This window comes from Nonomuraea antimicrobica, from assembly GCF_039536965.1.
Classification (GTDB): domain Bacteria; phylum Actinomycetota; class Actinomycetes; order Streptosporangiales; family Streptosporangiaceae; genus Nonomuraea; species Nonomuraea antimicrobica.
The window spans coordinates 13,247-34,445 of sequence record NZ_BAAAZP010000236.1; the positions used below are offsets into that span (position 1 = coordinate 13,247).

At 68.7% G+C, this 21,199-nt stretch carries 23 protein-coding genes; 9 read left to right on the forward strand and 14 right to left on the reverse strand.

The features are described from left to right. Positions 1-279: 279 nt before the first annotated feature. Positions 280-420, reverse strand: coding sequence for a hypothetical protein (locus tag ABD844_RS49250; protein ID WP_344895848.1), 141 nt, complete (start codon positions 418-420; stop codon positions 280-282). An 87-nt stretch (positions 421-507) separates the two neighbouring features. Further along, positions 508-1,065, reverse strand: coding sequence for an SMI1/KNR4 family protein (locus tag ABD844_RS49255; RefSeq protein WP_344895851.1), 558 nt, complete (start codon positions 1,063-1,065; stop codon positions 508-510). 66 nt (positions 1,066-1,131) lie between these two features. Here ABD844_RS49255 and ABD844_RS49260 point away from each other — a divergent pair, with 66 nt between their 5' ends. Both ABD844_RS49260 and ABD844_RS49265 read left to right on the forward strand, forming a co-directional pair. Continuing rightward, positions 1,132-1,485: a hypothetical protein gene (locus ABD844_RS49260; protein ID WP_344895854.1), complete on the forward strand. Its 354-nt coding sequence runs from the start codon at positions 1,132-1,134 to the stop codon at positions 1,483-1,485. Between the two features lie 112 nt (positions 1,486-1,597). After that, positions 1,598-3,196, forward strand: a complete 1,599-nt coding sequence (locus tag ABD844_RS49265) for an AAA family ATPase (RefSeq protein WP_344895857.1) — start codon at positions 1,598-1,600, stop codon at positions 3,194-3,196. 82 nt (positions 3,197-3,278) lie between these two features. Here the strand turns inward: ABD844_RS49265 and ABD844_RS49270 are convergent, their stop codons facing one another. Further along, positions 3,279-4,526, reverse strand: coding sequence for an MFS transporter (locus tag ABD844_RS49270; RefSeq protein ID WP_344896032.1), 1,248 nt, complete (start codon positions 4,524-4,526; stop codon positions 3,279-3,281). Between the two features lie 174 nt (positions 4,527-4,700). Between ABD844_RS49270 and ABD844_RS49275 the strand changes: the two genes are divergently transcribed. The 6 genes from ABD844_RS49275 to ABD844_RS49300 all read left to right on the forward strand — a co-directional run bounded on the left by ABD844_RS49275 (position 4,701) and on the right by ABD844_RS49300 (position 9,395). Beyond that, positions 4,701-5,627 (forward strand): LysR family transcriptional regulator, encoded by a 927-nt coding sequence (locus ABD844_RS49275; protein ID WP_344895860.1) that lies wholly within the window; start codon positions 4,701-4,703, stop codon positions 5,625-5,627. 503 nt (positions 5,628-6,130) lie between these two features. Continuing rightward, positions 6,131-6,880, forward strand: coding sequence for a serine/threonine-protein kinase (locus ABD844_RS49280; protein ID WP_344895863.1), 750 nt, complete (start codon positions 6,131-6,133; stop codon positions 6,878-6,880). 283 nt (positions 6,881-7,163) lie between these two features. After that, a complete protein-coding gene (locus tag ABD844_RS49285; protein WP_344895866.1) occupies positions 7,164-7,541 on the forward strand; it encodes a YbaB/EbfC family nucleoid-associated protein in 378 nt (125 codons plus the stop codon). A gap of 58 nt (positions 7,542-7,599) precedes the next feature. Further along, the gene (locus tag ABD844_RS49290) at positions 7,600-7,938 is read left to right on the forward strand and encodes a hypothetical protein (RefSeq protein ID WP_344895869.1); all 339 of its coding nucleotides are present in this window, start codon (positions 7,600-7,602) and stop codon (positions 7,936-7,938) included. Further along, on the forward strand, positions 7,935-9,098 hold the full coding sequence (locus tag ABD844_RS49295; RefSeq protein WP_344895872.1) for a hypothetical protein: 1,164 nt from the start codon (positions 7,935-7,937) through the stop codon (positions 9,096-9,098). The genes ABD844_RS49290 and ABD844_RS49295 overlap by 4 nt, the downstream gene beginning before the upstream one ends. A 132-nt stretch (positions 9,099-9,230) precedes the next feature. Continuing rightward, the gene (locus ABD844_RS49300; protein WP_344895875.1) at positions 9,231-9,395 is read left to right on the forward strand and encodes a hypothetical protein; all 165 of its coding nucleotides are present in this window, start codon (positions 9,231-9,233) and stop codon (positions 9,393-9,395) included. A 42-nt stretch (positions 9,396-9,437) separates the two neighbouring features. On the opposite strand, the gene ABD844_RS49305 is transcribed toward ABD844_RS49300, so the two are convergent. Then, complete coding sequence (locus tag ABD844_RS49305) at positions 9,438-10,883, reverse strand: substrate-binding domain-containing protein (RefSeq protein WP_344895878.1); 1,446 nt, start codon at positions 10,881-10,883, stop codon at positions 9,438-9,440. 577 nt (positions 10,884-11,460) lie between these two features. Between ABD844_RS49305 and ABD844_RS49310 the strand changes: the two genes are divergently transcribed. Beyond that, positions 11,461-12,882 carry a phosphatidylinositol-specific phospholipase C domain-containing protein gene (locus ABD844_RS49310; protein ID WP_344895881.1) on the forward strand — a complete coding sequence of 474 codons (1,422 nt, stop codon included), beginning with the start codon at positions 11,461-11,463 and terminating at the stop codon, positions 12,880-12,882. Here ABD844_RS49310 and ABD844_RS49315 read toward each other — a convergent pair. From ABD844_RS49315 to ABD844_RS49360, 10 genes are all read right to left on the reverse strand, one after another. Then, the gene (locus ABD844_RS49315) at positions 12,857-13,369 is read right to left on the reverse strand and encodes a hypothetical protein (RefSeq protein ID WP_344895884.1); all 513 of its coding nucleotides are present in this window, start codon (positions 13,367-13,369) and stop codon (positions 12,857-12,859) included. The genes ABD844_RS49310 and ABD844_RS49315 overlap by 26 nt on opposite strands. A gap of 60 nt (positions 13,370-13,429) precedes the next feature. Next, positions 13,430-13,882, reverse strand: coding sequence for a S26 family signal peptidase (locus tag ABD844_RS49320; protein WP_344895887.1), 453 nt, complete (start codon positions 13,880-13,882; stop codon positions 13,430-13,432). Further along, positions 13,879-15,807: an ABC transporter ATP-binding protein gene (locus ABD844_RS49325; protein WP_344895890.1), complete on the reverse strand. Its 1,929-nt coding sequence runs from the start codon at positions 15,805-15,807 to the stop codon at positions 13,879-13,881. Before ABD844_RS49325 ends, ABD844_RS49320 begins: the two co-directional genes overlap by 4 nt. Before the next feature lie 9 nt (positions 15,808-15,816). Then, on the reverse strand, positions 15,817-16,398 hold the full coding sequence (locus ABD844_RS49330) for a peroxiredoxin family protein (protein ID WP_344895893.1): 582 nt from the start codon (positions 16,396-16,398) through the stop codon (positions 15,817-15,819). 28 nt (positions 16,399-16,426) lie between these two features. Continuing rightward, a complete protein-coding gene (locus ABD844_RS49335; protein WP_344895897.1) occupies positions 16,427-16,969 on the reverse strand; it encodes a MauE/DoxX family redox-associated membrane protein in 543 nt (180 codons plus the stop codon). Between the two features lie 157 nt (positions 16,970-17,126). Beyond that, positions 17,127-17,330 (reverse strand): hypothetical protein, encoded by a 204-nt coding sequence (locus ABD844_RS49340; protein ID WP_344895900.1) that lies wholly within the window; start codon positions 17,328-17,330, stop codon positions 17,127-17,129. A gap of 115 nt (positions 17,331-17,445) precedes the next feature. Then, on the reverse strand, positions 17,446-18,006 hold the full coding sequence (locus ABD844_RS49345; protein WP_344896035.1) for a redoxin domain-containing protein: 561 nt from the start codon (positions 18,004-18,006) through the stop codon (positions 17,446-17,448). Positions 18,007-18,149: 143 nt separating this feature from the next. Then, complete coding sequence (locus tag ABD844_RS49350; RefSeq protein WP_344895903.1) at positions 18,150-18,362, reverse strand: hypothetical protein; 213 nt, start codon at positions 18,360-18,362, stop codon at positions 18,150-18,152. 850 nt (positions 18,363-19,212) lie between these two features. Then, the gene (locus tag ABD844_RS49355; RefSeq protein WP_344895906.1) at positions 19,213-19,713 is read right to left on the reverse strand and encodes a hypothetical protein; all 501 of its coding nucleotides are present in this window, start codon (positions 19,711-19,713) and stop codon (positions 19,213-19,215) included. Between the two features lie 1,171 nt (positions 19,714-20,884). Next, the gene (locus tag ABD844_RS49360) at positions 20,885-21,130 is read right to left on the reverse strand and encodes a tyrosine-type recombinase/integrase (protein ID WP_344896037.1); all 246 of its coding nucleotides are present in this window, start codon (positions 21,128-21,130) and stop codon (positions 20,885-20,887) included. Positions 21,131-21,199 lie beyond the last annotated feature (69 nt).

Consider the following 21,199-nt stretch of genomic DNA (forward strand, 5'->3'; position numbering starts at 1 on the left):
GCGCGACTTTCCGCCCGGGAGGACTTCCAGCGGGAACCCAAGGGCGGGCAGCCTTTTCAAGAACACCGGCCGAAGCTGTTCCTCCTGGCAGAGCACCGCGTCGGCCGCCCGATCCATGGCCGCACCGACGACGACCATGGCGTAGGCGTCGGGACTGGTTCTGCCGGTGATGAGGGCCTCTGATCCCTCAGCCTTGGGCCAGGAGACCCAGGGTTTCGGGCGCTTCCCAGGGGATCAGCTACCGGTCGGGGCTGGTTTCCTGGTGCGCGTACTGGTTGATCAGGTCGGCGAGGGCTTGTCGGTCATGGTGGTCCCGCTGTGCTGCGCCGACCCTGGGATCAGGTCGGGCCCGTCGAAGAAGCCCGGTTGGCCCGCTGCCGAGCCGTTGGTGTCGGCGGCGATGACGTCGGCGACCGGCACGATGCCGGTGAGGCGTTCGGCCAGGGCTGCTTCGACAGCGCAACGGTTGTGGTTGAGGTAGCGGCGCAGAACGTACTGATCGCCGCCTCAGGCGGTGTCGAACCAGGGCTTGTGGGCGGCCCAGTGCTTGACCCACCCGGCAAATCCGGCTTCTCCTGTGGAGAAGCCGAATTCGGCGCCGAAGGGTGCGGCGCCTTCGCCGTTGATCTGCCAGACATGCCCCCGGTGCGGTCCGCTGACGATGAGGTGCCAGTACATGCCGCACCCGTCAGTGCCCAGAACGATCGATCCGTGATCGAAGACCTGCTCAAGAAGGGGATCGATCTCCTCATCAGGGCGGGGATCGTCTTCCCAGACCCACATCTCCGTCAGCGGGAAGGGATGGGCCAAGACCCTCTGCGGTCGACCATCTCCCCAGTCCTCGGGCAGAGCCGCCAACGGCACGAGTCCGAAGTCCGGCGGTCCCGAAGAGGAGCCGTCGCAGACCTCCGCGACGAACGTCCGATACGGCTCCGGCAGGACGACCCCATGCTCTGCCTCGAAGGCGTGGACAGCGTCCCAGCCCAGCGGCTGTTCACCTGCATCGACGTCGAACGCGGCACGAAGCGCGGCAAGGTCGGCAGGGTCGGCGTGATCAGTGTCCATGCGGCCAATAGGTATCACCACGCCCCGACAAATCGCGTCGGCGAAATTCCTGGTCCGGAGTGTCCGGTGCGCGTAGACCTTGCCACATCCGGCCGACAGCAGCTTGCCTCGACGATGCTCCGCTGGAACGGCGCCTCCTGGCGGACCGCCGTGCCGCCGACGGCTTCTACGGCAGCCCGCGATGACGTGTGGCTGGTGACGCAGGGCGCCTTCGAGCGGTCCTGGTCCTGCGGGGTGCCCGGCCGTGGCATGGTCGTGCGCTGGGACGGCACCGCGTGGAGGTGGCTGAACCTGCCGTTGGCCAAGACCTGGCTACCTGCCGTCCGCGCCGACCGGGGCGGCGGTGTGTGGACCGCCGCCAACCCCGCCCACGCGCAGTCGTACGTGCTCAACTTCCGCACCACCCGCTGTCGGTCGTAGCCACCATCGACGGGAAGGCGGACGAGCGGAGATTCGAACACGACGAGAACGGCGCATCGGCATGGCCCCGGCTGACCGAACGCGAGCGCCAGCGAGGTGGCAGACTGTGACCATGCGGCCACCCCGAGCGAGATACTTCAACACCACCGGCCCGTGCGACCCACAGCACCACTACATGCTGCCCCCCGCCCAACGGCTCCCCCAGGCACGCGAGCTCATCGAGATGGACCGCTACTTCGTCCTGCACGCGCCCCGGCAGAGCGGGAAGACGACAGCGCTGCGCACCCTGGCGTCCGAGCTCACCGCCGAGAGTGACATCGCCGCCCTGATGTTCTCCTGCGAGCGCGCCAAGTCGGCCGGTGACGACTACGCCGCCGCGGAGGAGATCCTGCTGAAGTCCCTCCGCCAGGCCACCGAGTGGGCAGGATGGCCAGACGAACTGCTGCCGCCGCATCCTTGGCTGCGGGCTCCGGCGGGCACCCGGTTCGGTTCGGCGCTGACCGAGTGGTGCCACCGCTGCCCGCGCCGGGTGGTGCTGTTCCTCGACGAGATCGACGCCCTACAGGGCAACAGCCTGGTCAGCATCCTCAGCCAGCTCCGCGACGGTCACAACGCGCGGCCGGGCGGCCAACCGTTCCCCACGTCCGTGGTGCTGTGCGGGTTGCGCGACCTGCGTGACTACAAGGTCGCCTCGGGCGGCGACCCCGGCCGGTCGAACCCGGCCGGCCCGTTTAACATCATCCGCAAATCGCTGCGGCTGGGCGATTTCACCGCCGATCAGATCGCCGAGTTGTACGGCCAGCACACGCAGGCGACCGGCCAGGAGTTCGCCAAGGATGCGGTGGATCGGGTCTTCGAGCTGACGCAGGGACAGCCGTGGCTGGTCAACGCCATCGCCGATGAGACCATCTCCGAGATGAGGTTGACCGGGACGATCGGCGCCGGGCAGGTGGAAGACGCCAAGGAGCGGCTCATCCGGCAGCGGGCCACCCACCTCGACACGCTGGCCGCCCGACTACGCGAACCCCGAGTGGAACGAGTGATCGAGCCGATCATGGCGGGAACGTGGCCAGACACGGACACTTCTTTCGACGATGACGTCTCCTACGCTCACGATCTGGGCCTCATCCGGGGAACCAGGGACCTGGAGATCGCCAACCCGATCTACCGAGAGGTCTTGCTACGAGTCCTGGGCCACCGCACGGAGCGGTTCGTGAAGACCGATCCGCACAGTTTCGTGCTCCCGGACGGCCGTTTCGACCTGCCGCGCCTGCTGCGGGAGTTCGTCGTGTTCTGGCGTGAGCACGGCGAAGTGCTCATCCGGCAGGAGGGCTACCACGAGGCCGCCTGCCAGATCATCCTCATGGCCTTCCTGCACCGCCTCGCCAACGGCGGAGGCTACCTCGACCGCGAGTACGCCGCCGGCACCAAGCGCCTGGACGTCCTGGTCCGCTGGCCCTACACCAGCCCGGAAGGCGAACGACTGATGCAGCGGGAGGCCATGGAGCTGAAGGTCTGGCGAGCCGGCGAGCACGACCCGACGCCCGACGGCCTCGCACAACTCGACCGGTACCTCGACCGCCTCACCCTTTCCACCGGCGTGCTGGTGATCTTCGACCGCCGCCCAGAAGCCCCGCCGTGGAAGGAACGCGGTGGGTTCGAGCAGGTGACCACGCCCTCCGACCGAGATGTCACCGTACTGCGTGTCTGACATTGTCCCCGCCTGAGTTGCACCGGAAGCTGCGACACCACATGGGCCAGGGCGTCCGAGGGCCGCGCACGGCGGTGCCGGTTCAGGTGCCGGGGCACTCGGTCGCCGGCGAGGGTGCCGGGCGTTCCCCGGGGAGCACCCCAGGCCCAGTCGTGGGCCCAGTCGTGGGCTCGGTCGTGGGCTCGGTCGTGGGCGTGCGCGCGGGCGTCGTACCGCCTCCGGCCAGCCCGACGGCGAGGGCCAGCGCCGCGAGCACCGCGGCGCCCCACAGCAGCGTGGGGATCCCGGCGGCTTCGACGACGGTCCCGCCGAGGAAGGCGCCCAGGGCGATGGCCGCGGTGAAGACGCCCACGTAGACACCGGTCACCTGCTCCACCCGGTGCGGCGCGGCCTGGGTCATCCAGATCTGCCCGGCCACCGACAGCCCGCCGTAGGTCAGCCCCCACAGGGCGACGCTCACCCCGGTGAGACCCGCCGTGGTGCTGAAGAGGGCCAGCAGCGCCACCGACAGGGCGATGCCCGCCGTCAGGCCGAGGACGGTGACCCGGGCGCGCCAGGCGGCCAGGGAGCCGGCGGCGAAGTTGCCGACCAGCCCGAAGAGACCGTAGACAAGCAGGACCAGGGCGATGGGGCCCGGTTCCAGCTCGGTGCGTTCCTCCAGGACGGGCCGTACGTAGGTGTAGGCGGCGAAGTGCGCGGTGACGAGCAGGAGCACGAGGACCAGCCCGACGACAACCGGACGGCTGCGCAGCAGCGACTCCCGTCCCGTCGCGTCGTCGGCGTCCGCCGGGGTCTCGGGCCTGGGCAGCTTGGGCAGGGTCAGCAGCAGTCCGGCGGCGAGCAGCACGGAGCCGACGGCGAGGGCGGCGAACGCGGTGCGCCAGCCGAAGGTGTTGCTGATCAGGGTGCCGAGGGGGACGCCGACGACGGACGCCGCAGCGACCCCGCTGACGGTGGCGGAGACGGCGAGGGCGATGTTGCGGGGCGCGACGAGCCGGGTCGCGACGGCGGCGGCCAGCCCCCACACCACGCCCATGCCGACCCCAAGGACGATCCGGGAGGCGACGAGCAGGCCGAAGCCCTGCGCGACGGCGGTCAGGACGTTCCCGGCGGCCAGGACCGCCATCGCGGCCGCGAGCACCGCGCGCCGGTCCCACGCTCCCAGCAGCCGGGGGACGGCCGGGGCGGTGACGGCGGTGACCAGGCCCGTGACGGTCAGGCTGAACCCCGCGGTGCCCGGGGCGATCCGCAGGCCGTCGGCCATCGGGGTGAGCACCCCGACCGGCAGCATCTCCGAGGTGACGACCACGAACGTACTCAACGAGAGCACCAGGACCGACACCCACTGCCACGGGGTCGTGCGTGCCGAATCAGACCCGGTGTGCCGCACCGGCGAATGCGAAGCCATGACAACCAACCAAGCAGCGCGCCGGACCTGGAACAACGGCGATCTCCTCAAGGTTCGATCAGTGTGGGTAATCGATCGGGACGTCGAAGGGGCGCGATGAACCAGGTCCACGTACAGGAGATCGAGTGCTTGCTCGTGCTGGCCGAGGAGCTGCACTTCGGCCGGACGGCCGAACGGCTGGGTTGTTCGCAGAGCCGGGTGAGCCAGCTCGTCGCCGGTCTGGAACGGCGGGTCGGGGTGCGACTCGTCGACCGCACCAGCCGCAGCGTGGCCCTGAGCCGGTTCGGAGCCCAGTTCGTCGAGGACGTGCGTCCCGCCTACCAGGCGCTGAGCAGGGTCATCGTCCAGGCCAGGGAACGCGCGCGCAGCCGCACCCTGAGCCAGTTGCGGATCGGATTCCACGGCAGCCTCTACGAGGAGGTGACCGAGGCGTTCCGGCGGCTGCGCATCGACCACGACGTGGCGCTGGTGCTGAGCGAGATCCCGCTCGGTTCGCCCTTCACGGCCCTGCTGGACGGCCGAGTCGACGCCGCCGTGGTGGAACTCCCGGTGAACGAGCCCGCGTTGACCACCGGCTTCCGGTTCCCTCCGCAGGACCGGCTGCTGGCCGTGGCCGCCTGGCATCCGCTGGCGGGCTCCGGTCGGGTGCACGTCGAGGAGTTGGCGACGCTGGACGTCCTGCATCCGCGGGGGGACGCGCCGGACTACTGGAGGGCGGCCCGGGTGCCGCACACCACGCCGGGGGGCGCCCCGATCCGCTCCACCACCGGCATCACCACGGTCGAGGAGGGGCTGGCGCTGGTGGCGGCGGGCGACCACGGCATGCTCGTGTGCCGTCCGCTGACCGAGCGCGCCACCCGCGGCGACGTACGCTATCTGGGCATCGACGGCCTCGACGAGGCGTCGCAGATGGGCCTGGTCTGGCGCAAGGACCGTGAGTCCTGGCAACTCACCACCCTGGCCGGGCTGCTGGACGCGGAGTTCGTCCGGTCGGTCGACGCCACCAAGCGGATCGCCGTGTAACCACGAGCGGCGTGGCCCTGGGGCCGCGTGGCCCCGGGACGACTGTCGCGGCCCGGAGCGCCGGTCGCTGGATCAGCCTCCACCCGTCGAGCGTCATGCCGGTCTCCTGCTCGACTTCGGCCTCCTGGCCAGGGACAGCGCCACGGTGCTGACCAGCGCGGGCAGCGTGAGCGCTTCGCGGATCCGGATGTCCATGGGCAGGTTCCACCAATTCGGATTCTTGGTCTCAAGTGCCCAGCTACGGTGAGCCCGTGGGCGAAGATCTTCAGCGGATCTCGGCGGGGCGGTATCGAGTTCTCGGCTCTCTCGGCAAGGGCGGCATGGGTGCCGTGTGGCGGGCGCTGGATGTGGAGTTGGGCCGTGTCCGGTCGCGGTCAAGGAGTTGCGGCTTCCCGAGCACATCTCCGAACAGGACCGGCGCAACCTGTACGCACGGATGGAGCGCGAGGCCAGGGCCGCCGCCAGACTGAAACACCCTGGGATCGTGACGGTGTACAACCCTCGTGGGTGACGATGGACGCCCATGGATCGTCATGGAGCTGATCCAGGGAGGCTCGCTCGAAGACCTGCTCCAGCGCGAAGGACGGCTCCCTGTCGCCCGGGTCTCCGACCTCGGCGTGAAGATCCTGGACGCTTTGATCGCGGCGCGTGCCGCAGGTGTCGTGCATCGTGATCTCAAGCCCGCCAATATCCTCCTCGAGGGCGAGCGTGTCGTCGTCACCGATTTCGGCATCGCCGCGCTCGAGGGCGACACCAGGCTCACGATGTCCGGCGCCGTCCTCGGCACTCCGACCTTCATGTCGCCCGAGCAGGTGAGCGGACTTCCCGCGACGCCCGCGTCCGACCTGTGGTCCCTCGGCGCCACCCTCTACACCGCCGTGGAGGGTCGTCCGCCGTTCTCGGGCCGTATCCTCAGTTCCCTCTTCGTCGCCATCGCGACTCAGGATCCTGCTCCGCCACAGCACTCCGGGCCGCTCACCGCGGTCCTGGACGGGCTGCTGATCAAGAACCCAGCCGAGCGCCTGACCGCCGAAACCGCTCGTGACCGGCTCAGACGGCTGGCCGGCACGTCCGAACCACACAGCTCGGCACCCGTCTGGCCGGTGGATGCCCTCGAACCAGCCACTCGCCTCGACACCCACGAACCCGCGTCCTCCGGCACCCCACCAGCAGCGGGTCCGTCGGACGGGAAGACCCTTGCCCTGGGTGGCGACGACGGCATCGACTTCTGGGATCTCTGCGCCTGCCGATAATGCCATCCGCCCAGGTCATGGCCTTGTAGCTCTTCTCCTTGCTCACCTACGTCCGAATGCCACGGATGAACTCGATCATGGAAAGGCGGGTGCGGTCTTGACGCCGAGGTCTCGCGCGACATGCGAGACGGGCCAGCCGGTCACGGAGGGTGGCCCTCGGGGAACGTGCGGTGAATCGTCCGTGAATGTTAATGATCATTTGCAGGGGATCTCAGCGTCATCTGCTTGGATCGTCCCTGTCCGCAATGATCAGAAATTGCCTTGATGGGTGGGAGTGAAGCGCATGGCAGCCGCGGAACAGCCCGATCTCGTCGCGCAGTTCTCCGCACTGCGGGAGACGGCCGCGGCGGCGAACGGCCTGGTCGAGGTTGAGGTCGACGGCACCAGCGACCTGGTCGGCCTGAAGATCGACCCGCGGGCGATGCGCCTTTCCTCGGAAGAGCTCTCGGCCGCGATCAGGGACGCGTTCGGGCGGGCCCGCGACGCCGCGCAGGAGCGGGCCGCACAGGCCATCCCCGAGGCCCTGCGCATGGAGACGCCCGAGCTGACCACCCTGCTCCAGGACGTCAAGGCCGACGCCCACGCCCGTATGGACGAGATCCTCGTCGTCGCGAACGAACTCACCGCGAGGCTCGACCGGCTGATGCAGCCGAAGCCATGAGCGCGCGGCCGGACGGAGATCCCAGGCGCATGAGACCAGACGGAGCGGGAGTTCGACGATGAGCGACACCAACAGGGAGATCCAGACCGTCTACGGCACCCGGCTGGTCTCGGCCGGCCAGTTGTCGGAGGCGGCCGACGGTCTCGACCGCGTACTCCAGGGCACTCTCGACCGCGCCCACCAGGCGGGCACCGGCGACCTCGACGAGCTGAGTGCACAGTTCGACGCCGAGTTCGCCGAGTTGCCCGGCCTCACGCGGGAGGCGTTCGCCGCCACCGCCAGGCTCCTGCGCGAACGCGCGGACAAAGTCCGCCTTTCCGAGCGGAACCATGCGAACGCCGAGCAGGCCAACGTGCAGTCCGCCGGTAATGTGGGCGCCGGCGTGGAGGAAGCATGACCTGGGAGCTGCCCTCCTCGCTCCAGTGGGTACACAGCCTCGTCGCGGACGAGGCCCCCTGGCCCCGCGACGAGATGACCCGCCTCGACGGGGCCGGCGGGCTGATGGATCTCGCCGCCGCCAACCAGGGCACCCAATCGCAGGCGGGGGCGGCCGTCGGCCACGTGAGGGCGTCCGGCAACACTGGCGCCGACCTCGACGTCTTCGAAGAGTCCTACGGCTCCGAAGAGGCGCGGACGAACGATGGAGCCGTGGCCAGCCTCGTGGCCGGCGGCGCGACGACCCTTCTCGTGGTGCTCAGGACCATGTGGAAGTGGATCGTCGTCCTCGCGCTCATCGTGCTTCTGGCCAGGCTCCTCCGCGCGTTCATGGTGAACCCGGGGGTCGGCGCGCTGCTCGGCAGGCTGCAGGTCCTGGCGACACGTAAGGGGCTCAGCGCCGCGCGGGGACAGGTGGCGAAGAGCATCGCCAGCGGCGCCGTCCACCCCCTCCAGGGCGCGAAGGCGCTGCTGAAGGCATTGGTGGAATGGACCACGGCCCGCCCCAACAGAATGGTGGGTGTGGGCGTGACCGGGCTGCAGACGATCTTCCTGACGGCCAGCGCGCTCGCCCTCGATCCCTTCGACGACAACCCGCAAGCCCGCGAAGACGCCGAGCGGGTGCTGAAGCAGACCCCCGAGGGCCGGGCGGCGCTCGCCTTCGCCGAGGAACGCGGCATCACCACGCTGTACCAGGACGGCGGCTCCACGACGGGATCCTCCTACAACCCCCAGCTCAACGCCATCCGCATCCAGGGGGCCGGCTGGGCCGGCTCCGAGGGCCTCGCCGCAGAGTTCGTCCGCCAGGTGGAGATCGCCAGGAACCGGTGGGACACCTCGGACGCGGACGGTGACTACGAATCCTGGAACGCCGCACGCGAGAAGGAGGAGCAGGCGGCGAACCAGGCCGCGTACCGCATGGGCAGCCAGCTCGGCCACGAGGAGGCCGCCCGCCACACGTTCCTCGAGAACAGCGGCGACAGCGGCGCCTACTCCACCAGGGGCCGCTACTCCGGGTTCGAGTACGAGAACAGCAGCGGGCCCGGAGCGACCCTCACCGAATATCCCTACCGAGTCGTCGAAGGGATCTTCCAGGACGGTCCTCTCGACCTGAAGCCCTGACCGCCTGCGCTTCCGGCCGGGTCCGCCTCCACGGGCCCGGCCGCCGCTGCGGCCGGACCCTGCGGCAGCGGCTACACCAGGGTCGGCGTCTACCCCGTCTCCAAGAACGGCACCCGCACGGGCACTCTGGAGGTGCATTACAGCTCCAGCACCGGCAAGAACTGCGCCCTGACCTACGGCTACGGCTCCACCGCCGACACCGAGACCTGGAAGCGGGTCACGATCTCCAGACCTGGCCGCGACGGTCCCGGCCTGGACGATCCTCGAACTGGACAACGTGCACTGCGGCTGAGGTGAGGGTGCCGAATCTCACGCCGGCCAGCTACGGGAGGAAAAGGCTCACTGAAGTGGGGAGGAGCTCGGCGCGGGGTCCGGGGGATGGCACAGCTCCGGGTTCTGCAGTTCGCCGCACGGGCGGTGGCTGTGTGAGCGCACGATGTCCTTGCCGACCTCGTTCGTCAGGTACCGCAGGAAGCTGGCGGCCAGCGAGTCGGCCTTGGGCTCCCCATAGGTATAGGCGTACTCCGTCTCCCAGAACGGGTAGGCCCCGTAGTCGGCCGCCTCCGGCGTTGCCCGGTGGCCGTTGATCCGTACGGTCAGCAGGTCGGAACGGGCGAAGGCGGCCCCGACCTCGCTGTAGCCGATGGCGCCGGGGGTGTTGGCGACGGCGTCCAGCACGTCATCGGTGGAGCCTCGTACGCAGCGTACGATTCCGGGCGGGGCGTCGGGCCTGCGCTTCAGGCAGTCGTCGGAGGTGTCGCCGGGTTCCCCCTCGCCGAGGATCTTCTGCTCGAAGGCCTTCCGGGTCCCGGAGTCGGAGTGCCGGTCGACGAACCGGACCGGCTGGTCGTTTCCGCCCAGCTCCTTCCACGTGGTGACCCGCTCGTCGTAGATCTGCTTGATCTGGTCCAGGGACAGATCCTGCACTCCTGCCTCCTTGCTGATCACGAGGGTGAACAGGGACAGTGCGATGGGGCGCGGCAGCAGCTTGGGGAACCCCTCTGCTTTGGGGCCGTCGGAGAACGCCAGCCGGTCGTTGTTCACGGAGGCGTTCTTGCGCCCCGCCTCGTCGAGCGCGCGTATGCCCACGCCGCTACCTTGCAACTCGAAGGCGAAGCCGGCGCCGGGGCAGGTGCGTCTGTACGAGGCGGCGGCCTCCCGCAGGACGGGGTCGAAGGCGGTGGAGCCTGTGAGGGTGAGCGTGCCTGTCGCGCAGTCCAGGGGAATCGAGTCCCGGCGCAGGTAGGTGCCGAGCTGCAGGGCGATGATCACTACGAGGAAGCCGATCAGCGCGGTCGCCCGCCAGGAGGTTCCGGTGCGGCTCTTGGTCTCGCGTATCCCCCCGCTCCCGACTCCGCCTTTGATGCCTCCGACGATCCTCGGGTCCTCGAACTTGAGAGAGCCGCTGGTGTTGTCGGGGGCCCGTTCGAGGGCGGCAAGGACCTTGTAGTGCTGGGAGTGGTTCAACGGCACCTTGGGGAGCTCGATGATCCCGTCGCGCATGGTCAGCCCCGAGTCCTCGCCGAAAGAGTGGCGCAGGAAGTCGTCGCTGAGCTCGGTCACCACCATTCCGGCCAGCCGACGTCCCGGGAACGTGATGCGGATGCCGACCTTGTCGTCGTCGAGGACCGCGTAGTCGTGGGTGTCGATGTTCTTCGTGCCGGTGTTCTCGATGCGCAGCAGCACGAACGACGGGTCGACCAGTTTCCTGCCGTCCTCCGGCTGTAGCTGTTTCAGCACTCCGGCGCTCTGCGAGCTGACGTCGGCGGCGGCGACGGTGTCCATCTGCACGCGATAGCCCAGCCGCTTGCGCCCGACAAAGATAAACTCCCACAGAAAGGCTACAAGTGGAACAAGGATACCAAAAGCCGCGAAAACGACTTCCCATGGAAAGTTGTCCACGTCGCGCCTCCGCCACACAGGAGCAAATTTTGATGGGATAGACAAAATACGTGCGTGGATGGCGGCCGACGTGGGGTGGCGGCGAGGTTCCGCGAGAGTTAACCGGCTGTTTAGGTGTGGTGCTCGCATATTCAGCCGACTAGGTGAATGATATCTCGGCCGGCGTTCAGGAGAGGCAGATGGACAAAGTCGTATGCCAGGATGCCGAGGGCTTGAAAGATGAGGAACTGGCGCCAGGTCGGTGAAGCCCGACGCGGCGCGGGCCCCAACCCCGCCGCCGCCAGGACCCGGCGGACCGTCCCCTCCCTCACTCCCGCGGATGCTCCCCGCGCCGGCCGGACGATCAGAACGCGGATCTCCTCAGAGACCGGCGGCCGGAGCTGAACAAAGCTACCGACCGGGTTGGCCGGACGCGCATGATCGTATTGGCTGGGAAGATCCCCGACGTGAGGATCAGAGGATGTTCCGTTCAAGAACCGTCCTGTCCGTGCTCGCCGTCGCCGCGGCCGCGCTGCTGATCAGCGGGCCCGCCGAGGCGCTGGCCGATCAGCCGTTACCCTCGGCGATCTTCCGCGCCACGCACAACAGCTACTCGGGAAACATCTCCGGCGCCAGGAACTCGATCACCTACCAACTCGACCACGGCATCCGCTTCATCGAACTCGACATCCACGACAACGACTACGCCACCTCGCGCGACTACTCCATCGGCCACGACTCCCCGGGCAACCAGGTCGACCACGCGGGCAACCCCGCGTCGAACCTCCTGCGCGACTGGCTCAACGTGATCAACACCTGGTCCGCGCAGCATCCCACCGCCGCACCGATCGTCGTCGCGCTCGACATCAAGGACGACCTCACCGACAACACCTCGTACGCCGCGGGCAACCTGGCGGCGCTCAACCAGGAGTTCGTCTCCGTCTTCGGCGCGCGGCTGTTCCGGGCCGAGGACTACCCGGCGAGCCCGCCGACCGTGGACGCGCTGCGCGGCCGGGTGATCCCCCTGATCTCCGGCAACGGCAAGACCCGCACCGAGTACAAGCGAGACATCGGCTACAACCCGGCCATCGCGATCAACGGCCGCGGCCAGGTCGTGGAGGTGCACGACTCGGGTTCGGGCGCGCTCTGGTACTGGTCCGGCACGTACGGCGCCGACGGCCGGGTGACCTGGCTACGCCACGGAAAGTACGACAACGGCGTCACACCGGCCGTCGCGCTGAACGACAACGGCGACCTGGTCGAGGTCCACCAGTCCCAGAACGGAACCACGCTGTGGTACCGCGTGGGCCGCCTCGGCGCCGACGGCGAGATCACCTGGTCAGCCAGCCGCAAGTACGATGACGGCGTCCTGCCCACGATCAGGTTCACCGACGCGACCGGCACCCGGTTGCGCGAGATCCACCGCAGCCAGAGCGGCAGCCAGAACTGGAGCTGGGACGGCGTGCTCGACGCCGGCGCGATGACGGCCTCGTGGAGCGGCAACGCCAAGACCTCCGACGCCCGCTACGACAAGACCACCTCGACCAGCGGCACCTCACGCGTGCGCGTGTGGACCGGCGCCGACGGCCCGACCCCGTCCCAGACCCTGCGCATCGACACCGACAAGCACGCCGGCGACCGCATCCGCTACCAGCAGGTCGCCTTCGACGAGTTCCAGCAGGGCGACAGCGCGGAGCTCCAACAGGGCGCGCTGTTCTACGCCGCGCCCGCCACCCAGTCGGCGTTCATCACCTCGGCCCGGCAGACGGGACGGCTCGCCCGCGGCTGGAACTTCGACTCGGCGGGCGACGCGACCAGCCCACTGGCCAACCATCCGGCGACCAACCGCCCGTACGACACCTGGTACCAGGACCTCCTCACCCGATCCGGCGCCGTCCAGTAACGAACCCACGAGGGGGCGGCGGCCGGAAAACCGTTCGCTCCCTCGTACCTCCGGACGGCAGTCCGGAGGTACGAGGTGTCGCGATGTCAGGGTGCCGAGCCGAAACGGCGACGCCGGCCAGGCCGTCGATGCCGCCGAGCAGTTCGATGCTACGGGCGGCCGCGTCGCGTACCGAGGTTCCGTCGAGAAGGTCGCGGTCTCGTCGGCGTACGTTCAGGTCGACGATTTTGGCTGGATCGGTGATCGGACCTGGGACGGCGCGCAGTGGCGCCGCCTGGACCAGAGCTTGACGGGCTCGGTGCTGGTTGCAGAACTGTTCGTACTCGCACAAGGCGTGCCGCAGGTGGCGTTCGTTCCAGAGCAGGCAGCGGTCCAGGAGCTCGCGGCGGCAGGACTGCACCCACCTGTCCACAACCGAGTTCATGCGGGGCATGCGGACGCCGGTGAGCACCGTGTTGATTCCGGCATCGGCGAGAATCCGACCCATGAGGGCAGCTCGGGTTCTCCTGCTTGTCGCCCCACCGCAGCAGCCTCCCGCATCAGGGGGTCAGGCGGTGACGCGCTCGCCGCCGGTGCGCAGCCGCAGCAGCACCACTCCGTACATCCGGTCCGCCGGGCACAGGCCCCACTGTTTGGAGTCCTCCGAGCGGGGATGGTCTCCGCGCAACACCAGCATGCCCGGCGGCACGCGGCCGGGCTGGTCCCCCGCCACCCAGGGCGGCATCGGGTCCCCGGCCACCGCGACGACCCGTTTGACGTACCACCCGCTGGAGGTGACGGGGCCGGTCCACCCCGTACGCGGGTCGGGCCGCTGGACGACCACGAGCCGGCCGGGCCGGGCCCGGCGTCGGTGGCGCAGCACCAGCAGCACATCACCGTGATGCAGGGTCGGGGTCATGCTGCCGCCCCGCACGGTGACGGTGGACAGCAGCAGGCGGGCCGCCGGTACGATCCCGATCACCAGCGCCGCCGCGCCGGCCCAGATCAGGGTCTGGCTCATCCGCCGGCCACCGAGGTCGGCACCGCGCCGCTTTCCCCGGGCAGCGGCCCGACGACGTTGCCCGCCGACGAGGCCGGATCCTCCTGATAGCCCTCCGCCTGCGTGCGGAAGAGCCTGGCGTAGACGCTGTCCGGGGACGCGGTGAGTGAGGCGTGGTCGCCACTCTCGAGGATCTGGCCGTCCTGCACGACGACGATCCGATCGGCCCGGCGGACGGCGCTGAGCCGGTGGGAGACCAGGACGCTGGTGGAGCCCGCGCGCAGCTCCCGCAGCCGGTCGTGGACCGCCGCCTCGGCCACCGCATCGAGGCCCGAGCTGGGCTCGTCCAAGATCATCAGGTCGCGGCCCTGGCGCATCAGCCCTCGGGCCAGCGCCAGGCGCTGCCACTGCCCGCCGGAGAGGTGGACGCCGCTCGTTCGCGCGCCCTCCTCGTCGTCCTCCTCCTCTCCTGCGTGGAACACCCTGCTCAGCAGCGTCTGGTAGCCGTTCGGCAGCCGCTCGACCGTCTCGTGGACCCCGGCGCGATCGGCCGCGGCCAGGATCCGATCCGGGTCGTCGATCGCCTCCAGGTCCCCGAGCCCGATGTTCTCGGCGGCGGTGAGGTCGTAGTCCATGTAGTCCTGGAACACGGCCCCGATCCGCTGACGCAACTGCGCCACGGGAACGTCGCGGATGTCCACCCCGTCCCACAGCACGGAGCCGCGCTGCGGGTCGTAGAACCGGCAGAGCAGCTTGACGAGGGTGCTCTTGCCTGCGCCGTTGAGCCCGACCACGGCCAGGCTGGTGCCGTACGGGATGGTCAGGTTCAGCCCGCGCAGCACCCACGGAGAGTCCTCGCCGTAGCGGAACCACACATCGCGCAGTTCGATGGAACCGGCCAACGGGGCGAGCTCCCGGGGCTGCGAGGGCGCGGCCAGGTCGTCCCGCACCCCGACCACCGTCAGATAGTGGTGGAAGACCAGAGCGGACTGATGTCCCATGGCGATGCCCTGCACCAGCACGCTGAGCCCGGACTGAAGCCCGGCCAGTGAGGCGATGAAGACCGACACGTCACCGACGCTGATCGTCCTGGTGGCTGCGGCGTGCACGGCCCACAGCAGCCCCGCAGCCGACAACAGCGCTCCGAGGACGGCCAGGAAGACCTGGACGCGCACCACGCCCCGCTCCAGTCGGTCCTCGGCGCTGTTGGCCGCGCGCAGCTCGGTGAGCATCCGGCCGTGCAGGAAGCTCCCCAGTCCGAACAGGCGGACCTCTTTGGCGGCCTGCAGGTCCGTCAGCAGCATCTGGTAGAAGATCTTGCGTCGCATGCCGGGGCTGGTACGCCACATGAGCCCCGCCCGCCGCCGGCCCAGCGTCAGATGGGCGATCATCGCGGGGGCGGCGGCGGCCAGCGCGACGCCGGTCATGACGGGGTTGATCGCCACCAACGTGCCCAGGAACCCGGCGATGCCGAGGGTCCCTTGCAGGGTGGACAGGCCCATCTGGACCAACTGGTCCGGGGCGTGTTCCGCGGACTGCTGGGCCAGCCGCAGCCGGTCATGGAAGCGCGGCTCCTCCAGGCGTGCCAGCCCGCTCATCCGGTTGACCGCGTCGAACAGCCGGTCCTGTGAGTGCAGGCCGATGGCGCGCCGGGCGCGCCCCTGCGCGTAGTTCGTGATGGCCGAGGCGGCAGCCATCGCGATGCCCAGGACACCGATGCCGGCCGCCATCCACACCAGTGCCCCGGCACGAGGGGCGGGGGCGGTGATCTCGTCGAGCGCGATCTTGGTCAGCCAGGCGGTGGCCACCGGCGCCATGCCCCCGATCACCGCCGTGACGAGCTGGAGGAGCAGCATGCCGGGGCAGGCCTGCCAGGCGAGCGCGTACGCCGCCTTCATTCCGCGGACGACGGAGACGCCGGGCTCCGTCACGTCATCTCGCGTCATCGTCGCCGCTCACGGCACCGAAGGCCGGGCGGTCTCGCCCAGCCCCTGCAGGCCGACACTGGTGGCGGTGGCGACTCCGTCGGGACCGTAGTGGGCGAATCCCGGGTAGAAACGGACCCCGAACGCAGCGCCGACCGGTGCGTCGAGGAGTTCGGGCACCACATAGTCCGCGACGCCCACGAGCCGGGCGGCCAGTTCACTTCCTGCCGCGTCGACGCCGACCACCGTGGCCAGTACCTGGCCGCCCGCGTCCCGTACCCGGCGCGCGTGCTCGCCGAACTCGGGCACGCTGTCGTCGCAGCTCGCGCAGTCCAGCGTGAGGAAGGCGATCAGCGCGCGCCGACCGGCCAGCTCGTCGTTGGTGACCGTGGCGCCGTCGGTGGTGATCGCGGAGAATCCGGGCATCCGGTCTCCGGGTGCGATGCCCAGTTGCGGTTCCCCGCCGAGGGAGGCGGAGTCGTGGCGGTGCGGGTGAGCGGCCGGCGAAGTGCTCACACGGGCGCGCCAGCGACGCACCACGGCCAGGGTCAGCACGAGGTTCAGCGCGGTGAGCGCCGCGACCAGAACGAGCCCTGCGACGAGGTATTCCACGGATGTCCTTTCCGGCTCCTGCGCCGTCTCACCGGCCGAGATCCCCGGCCGCGACCGGGGACTGGAAGAGCGCGGCGATATCGTCGACGAAGACGATCAAAGTGGTGAGCACGCCGGCGGCGACCACGGCCAGCGCGATCCCTGGAACGTCTGCGGGAACGCCATCGCCGAGAGCGAGCGCCACGAACGAGCCCAGTCCCGCCGCCGCCAGCAGCACCGCGTTGCGGGCGATGTGCCAACCGCTCATGGGCACCTCACTGGCGCCGAAGCAGGCGCACTTCACCTTCTTCCCGCGGGCCACGACGAGGATCGGAACGGCCGTCAGGCCGCAGCAGAACAGCGTGGCGGCCAGGAAACCCGCGGTGACGGTGGCCGGCAGGGCCAGCAGCAGCGCGATGAGCAACTCGGCGGCCGGAACCAGCACGACCAGCGGACGACGCAGTCGCGCGGGAACGAAGTCCAGACCTTCCAGCGAGGCGGCAAAGGTGCCCGGTGAGCGCAGCTTGGCCACCGCCGCGAGCGCCATGACCGCCACCACGACGAGGCGGCAGGCGAACGATACGTACAGCACGGAAGCTCCTCGAAGAGGTGGTGCGTGAGCGCGCGGCCGCCCTGGCGAAGGCGGGCACGCGCGTTCCTGGAGCGCCCGGACCTACGTGGCCGCCCTCGGCGAGAGCGGCCACGCGGCGCGTCAATCAGGAGTCATGCGGACCGACGGCAGGAGGGCGTCAGCAGTAGTTGTTGCTGTAGCTGTACCAGGGGCCGCAGTGCTTCACGCAGGCGCCGTTGATGGTGCAGGTACGGCCGAAGCACACGCCGCCCTGGGTCTTGTACTCCATCCACGAGTCCGGCGGGCAGCCGGCGTCGGCGGTGGCCTTGGGAAGCAGCGCCTCGACGGCGCGGGTGACACGCCGGGTCATGCTTTGGAACATGATCTCTCCTTGGGGGTGAGGTGATCGGTTTTCCACCACGGGCCGAGCGCCGCCACGAATGGGTCGAACGTGGCGGCCCCACAGCCCGCGGGCATGGGGGATGGTCTGCGGGATGTCAAGGGGCGATCAGCTCTGTTCGCAGGGCGGCGATGCCCGCGCCCGCCGTGGTCACCAGGCCGTTCGGGCCGTACCAGGCGTAGGTGGGGTAGTGCTTGGTTCCGTACAGCTTCGACAACTCGGCCTTCGAGTCCTCGGCGATCACGATGTCGACCACCTCATTGAGCGTCGCGGCCAGTTCGCTGCCGGCCGAGTCGTCTCCGTGGACGATCGCCAAGGAAGTTCCTCCGGCGGCCCGCAGCCGCTCGGCGTGCCCGGCGAAGAGGGGCACGGCCTCGACGCAGGCCTTGCAGGTGAGGGAGAAGAATCCGATCAGGGCCTCCCTCCCGAGCAGTGTGCGCTCGGTCACGGCGGTGCCGTCGAGGGCGCGGGCGGAGAAGTTCGGAATGCGATCGATCATCCGGACGGTGGAGGAGGCTTCGGCACCGGGGGAACCGTGACTGTGGCCGCCACCGCCCGTGGCCTCCAGCTCTCGCCACCGGCGGAGCACGACCAGCAGGATCGCCAGGTTCAGTAAGCCGACGATGCCGACCAGCACGAGCCCCACTACAGCGAACATCACGACAGGCGTCCTCTCCCAGAACCTACGAGCACCCGTACGCCGTGGCTACCCGTAGATGATCACCCAGAAGGGGACAAACCGCAATGCCCAATTTTTGAGGACCGGTTTGCTCGTGTCAGGGTCGTTGTCGAGAATCGCGGTTACGCTGTCCGCACGTTTCCGGGCCGCACGTACACCTCAATGGCCCTGCCCCCGATCACGCCGCCGAGGGCCGAGCCGACCGTCAGGAGCGCGGCAGCCATCCAGTCGGCGTTCGCGGAGAAGAGGAAGAACAGCGAGGCCACGGTGTTGACGAGGGCGCCGAGGATCATGCCGATGGTGTTGGAGACCGTGGTGGTGACGGGGGTATGCAAGTCCGCGCGACGGTCAGCAACCCTTCAACCTCGGGCAGGTGTCCTGCGCGGCGTGGCGCTACCCGAGTCCGGCATCGAGGCCGTCACCCGACACCCGGACGGCGCAACCGCCACAATGAGATCAGACACGACACCGCGGGGAGCGACCAGGACCGACAATCCCCCGCAAGCCCGCGCCGCCGACCTGCCTGGCTGACCCTGTCCGTCCCGGGTCGCCGACATCTCCGACCTTTGGTGGCCTGGTGTGAGGACGGGATCGCTCTCCACGTCCCGCAGGAGCACTGCTCCGCTTTCACCGGGATCGGTCCGCCCTCCCCCGGTTCCCTCCCGAACTGGCGAAGTGCCCCACTGGCTGCCCGTGGCGCATGTGCTGCAGGAGCCCCCGTCCGGCGCGCAACCGGGGTAGGACCCGCGCGGCCAACTGACCTCGCATCCCTGCCGGGCGGCGCGGTCCAGCACCCTTCTCCCCCGCCTGTACAAGATAAGGAGAACGCGCCCATGGCCACATCCCCTCAGCACGCCCTCCCTGTCCCCGCCACGATCCGGAATCGCGACAGCCGACCTGGCGCGTGGCCTGGGCGCGACCGTGACGAGCCGACCGCAAGGCGAACCCGCCGAACCACCGGCCACCGCGCCGCCGTACCACCCCGAGGACTTCGACGTCATCCGCTGGCAACGGCATCACCATGCTTGGCATCAAGATCGCCCCGTCCACGATCTGGGAGATCCTCAAGCAGGAAGGGCTTGATGGGTGCAGTCGTGCCGCCGAGAGCTATGCAAGGCGATCGCCGTCCTGCAGAACTACGAGCTCACCCACGGATGAAAAAGCCTATCGACGTGCAGCACTGGATCAGCACATCCGGCCGCCGTAATTGTGATACTCAGGGCTTATCGATAGCTGGATCCTATATTGCTTAAGATTGGCACCCTGATAGTCGCTTGCCCAGACCAACAAAAAGGCATGCATGCCACCACCTGCGAGCTTGTGAAAACAGCCCTCTCCAACCGGAAAATCCATCGGCCGTTCAACCGGCTTCCAGCCTTCACCATGGAGATTCTTTTCATAGGCCGGCACAAGGTCTGCGATCGCGCCCTCATACGCGTAGACCTTCATCGTAGAAGCGTACGAGTCTTCCTCGTCACAACCAGGGCGGTCGGAGCCCATCTCGACCGCCCCATCCAGGCGCACGTCCACGTCCAAGGCGCCCACGGCAGCCAGCGAGGCCTCATTGCATCCATCGCCATCAGAGTTGGCCCATGGGAGAAGGCTTCCCTTGGCGACTCCTGCTAGCAAGAGGGCGCCGATCATGCCTGCGGATACCACAAAAAGAAGTGTCGGCAGGTTCTTCAAAGCGCCCTCCTTGAGATTCGACATATGGGCTATCTTTAGCGTGGACGACTGAGGTCCACGTAAGTACAGTCCGCGTAAACCGACGCGTATGGTTTCGGTAGTTTGTATCGTTGACCGCATGTCAGCTAAGCACCCGCCAAGAACGTTTTGCACATGACTCCCTATTTACGATCGCAACCGTTGCTCGACTGCTTCTCCCTTTTGTGCTCTTAATCCCCGTATGGCTGGCATTCATCGCCTTCATCCCTGATCGTCATCGTATCGAGCCGGTGTTCCTTGCAGCAGTGGCGACGGCGGTCTTCGCTGGAGTGCGGTTGGTCAGGTGGCGGCAGATGACCGCTGCCACGGTTGCGCACCTCTCTCCTGAGGGCGTGGAGATGGAGGACTGGTACGGATCGCGTGTGCGCCTGGCATGGCGACATGTTGAGCGCATCGATGTCGTGGGAAGCCGGATTCCCAGTCCACGGACCATTACCAAGGCCGGCAGGATAGGTGTCCGAACCGGAGCCAGGCAATGCATCGGCCTGGTCGGCTGGGGCGAATACGAGATTCCTCACAACGCCCCTGACTGGTTGCTGGCCCATCGATCCGGCATCGGGGCTACAGAGAATCAGCATCCCCCTCGGCGTTGTCGATCCCCTGTGGGAACACGGCCCGATGGGCGACCAGGTCCGCCGGCGCATGCCTGATCTCTTCCAGTCGACCATCGTTCCCAGCACGCATCCGGCCCAAAGGACAGGGGAGCAGCCGGTCTCACCGTAGATCACTCGGCCGTGATGACTTCGTTGACCGGGGCACGGAAGGCCCGTTATGCGCCATTTGCCCCCTATCTCAGCACGGCTGCGTAGGGCCAGGATTTCGTGACGAGGCCCCAGCCCACAGCAAATCGAACGCGTACGAGCAGCCACCCAGCAGTCATCCGTCCGGCGATGCTCGTCTGCTCGCCAGGATGACTTGCAGTCGCTTCGCAAGCGATGCAGAGCCTGCTTGACATGCGTGGATGGAGTTTTCGGCAGGCGCACAGCCGTCCGGAGGCGCGGGACGGTGTAGTGCGGCGCGGACGACTCGGCAGGAGGTTTGGGCGGCTCGATGGGAATGTGTTCGTCGTTGTCCATGGTCGGCTTACGTCGGGAGAACAGCGGGTCGCAGGGGCAGGCGCAGTCCTTGCCGATCAGCGGTCGACGGTGAGGTGGCGCGGCGCGTGCTGCTTGTCCTTCTCGGCGGGCAAGCTGTAGATGCGCAGCGTGTCCAGGCGGGCGTGGCCAACCATCTCGGCGACGGTGACGAGGCCCACGCCGCCGTAGATGAGCTGGGTGACGAAGGTGGTGTGCTGGCCGACGTGAGCGGTGGTGGCATCCTCCAGCCCGGCGGCCTGGGCGATGGCGGTGAAGCTGACCGAGGCGCGGCGGGCCGACAGGCGGCCCGCCGCGGCGGTTGAGGAACAGGCCCGCTGCGTGGCGGCGCCAGAACAGGGGAATCCGGACGC

Bases quoted from the DNA above. Each gene is read 5' to 3' on its own strand.
- ABD844_RS49255 (WP_344895851.1), bottom strand. From the start codon at position 1,065: ATGGACACTGATCACGCCGACCCTGCCGACCTTGCCGCGCTTCGTGCC.
- ABD844_RS49265 (WP_344895857.1), top strand. From the start codon at position 1,598: ATGCGGCCACCCCGAGCGAGATACTTCAACACCACCGGCCCGTGCGAC.
- ABD844_RS49275 (WP_344895860.1), top strand. From the start codon at position 4,701: ATGAACCAGGTCCACGTACAGGAGATCGAGTGCTTGCTCGTGCTGGCC.
- ABD844_RS49285 (WP_344895866.1), top strand. From the start codon at position 7,164: ATGGCAGCCGCGGAACAGCCCGATCTCGTCGCGCAGTTCTCCGCACTG.
- ABD844_RS49290 (WP_344895869.1), top strand. From the start codon at position 7,600: ATGAGCGACACCAACAGGGAGATCCAGACCGTCTACGGCACCCGGCTG.
- ABD844_RS49295 (WP_344895872.1), top strand. From the start codon at position 7,935: ATGACCTGGGAGCTGCCCTCCTCGCTCCAGTGGGTACACAGCCTCGTC.
- ABD844_RS49305 (WP_344895878.1), bottom strand. From the start codon at position 10,883: ATGGACACCGTCGCCGCCGCCGACGTCAGCTCGCAGAGCGCCGGAGTG.
- ABD844_RS49310 (WP_344895881.1), top strand. From the start codon at position 11,461: ATGTTCCGTTCAAGAACCGTCCTGTCCGTGCTCGCCGTCGCCGCGGCC.
- ABD844_RS49315 (WP_344895884.1), bottom strand. From the start codon at position 13,369: ATGGGTCGGATTCTCGCCGATGCCGGAATCAACACGGTGCTCACCGGC.
- ABD844_RS49320 (WP_344895887.1), bottom strand. From the start codon at position 13,882: ATGAGCCAGACCCTGATCTGGGCCGGCGCGGCGGCGCTGGTGATCGGG.
- ABD844_RS49325 (WP_344895890.1), bottom strand. From the start codon at position 15,807: ATGACGCGAGATGACGTGACGGAGCCCGGCGTCTCCGTCGTCCGCGGA.
- ABD844_RS49340 (WP_344895900.1), bottom strand. From the start codon at position 17,330: ATGTTCCAAAGCATGACCCGGCGTGTCACCCGCGCCGTCGAGGCGCTG.
- ABD844_RS49345 (WP_344896035.1), bottom strand. From the start codon at position 18,006: ATGTTCGCTGTAGTGGGGCTCGTGCTGGTCGGCATCGTCGGCTTACTG.